The sequence below is a fragment of the Actinomycetota bacterium genome (assembly GCA_030682655.1).
GTDB lineage: Bacteria > Actinomycetota > Coriobacteriia > Anaerosomatales > JAUXNU01 > JAUXNU01.
On record JAUXNU010000208.1, the window covers coordinates 1 to 1,431 of the forward strand.

The 1,431-nt window shown below is 66.2% G+C and carries 2 protein-coding genes; both read left to right on the forward strand.

Annotation, left to right across the window (positions count from 1 at the left end; translation table 11 throughout):
- Positions 1-422 (forward strand): nucleotide exchange factor GrpE (grpE, locus tag Q8K99_14335; protein MDP2183729.1); only part of this gene is annotated, 422 nt, incomplete at its 5' end.
- Positions 423-431: 9 nt separating this feature from the next.
- The coding region (dnaJ, locus tag Q8K99_14340) for a molecular chaperone DnaJ (GenBank protein ID MDP2183730.1) at positions 432-1,431 on the forward strand (1,000 nt) is incomplete at its 3' end.

Consider the following 1,431-nt stretch of genomic DNA (forward strand, 5'->3'; position numbering starts at 1 on the left):
TGGCTCAGCGCGTGCAGGCCGAGTTCGACAACTACCGCAAGCGGATGCAGCGCGATCAGGCCGACGCCGTCGCGCGAGCGGGACAGCGCATAATTGAGGGCCTCTTGCCCATCATCGACAACCTCGAGCGCGCCATCGATCACGCGACCGTTTCTGGCGCAGCGACCGAGCTTCTCTCCGGCGTTGAGATGGTCTACGGGCAGCTGCTCGAACTCCTCGCTCGCGAGGGCGCGCAGCAGATCGATCCCTTCGGAGAGCCGTTCGATCCCGTGAAGCATCAAGCCGTCCAGACGCGTGAGGATCCTGAGATGCCCGATCACACCGTGGTCGAGGTCTTCCAGAAGGGCTACGAGATGGGCGGCCGCGTCGTGCGATCCGCCATGGTGGTCGTCGCAACCGGGGGTCCTGGCCCGAGGAAGTAGGTCATGATCGTGGCCGCGAGCACCAACTACTACGACGTTCTCGGCGTGAAGAAGGGCGCCTCTGCCGACGACATCAAGAAGGCCTTCCGACGTCTCGCGCGCAAGCATCATCCCGATGCAGGTGGTTCCGAAGAGAAGTTCAAGGAGATCAACGAGGCCTACGAGGTTCTGTCAGACGCAGAGAAGCGGCAGCAGTACGACCAGTACGGCCAGTACTTCGGCGGAAACGCACCGCCCGGGGCAGGTGCTCCCGGAGCTGGGTGGCCGGCAGGCGGACCGGGCGGGTTCCAGTACGGAAACGTCAACGTCGGTGACTTGGGTGACCTGAGCGATATCTTCGGGAGCGTGTTCGGCGGCTTCGGTGGTGCACAGCGCCAGGTGTCGGTGCGACGCGGCCGCGACCTGAGGTACGAGGTGGCGCTCGGGTTCGACGAAGCCTTGCGGGGTGTGTCGACCCAGGTTGACGTTCAGCGCGAGGAGTCCTGCGCGACCTGCAAGGGCTCGGGCGCCAAGGCGGGCACATCGCCGACGGCCTGCCCCACGTGTAACGGCACCGGACATACCACGCATGGCCAAGGGATGTTCGGCGTGTCTCGCCCGTGCCCCCGCTGCAACGGGACGGGCCGCATCATCGAACAGCCGTGCCAGGCCTGTCGCGGGGTGGGGCGCGTGCGCAAGATCAAGCCGCTTACCGTGAACGTGCCGGCTGGCGCGACCGACGGCGGCAAGCTCCGTTTCAAGGGCAAGGGCGAACCGGGGGAGGGCGGCGGGCCTGCGGGCGACCTATACGTGGTGACGCGCATCAAGAAGCACCCGTATTTCTCGCGCGCCGGGGCGGACGTCCTATTGAACCTCCCCATCACGTATGCGGAAGCCGCGCTCGGGGCGGAGATCAGGATACCGACGCCGGACGGCGGCAAGGTCAAGCTGAAGGTGCCCGAGGGCACCGAGGACGGCAAGGTCTTCCGCATGGCCGGAAAAGGCGCCCCGAAACTGAAGGGATCCGGTG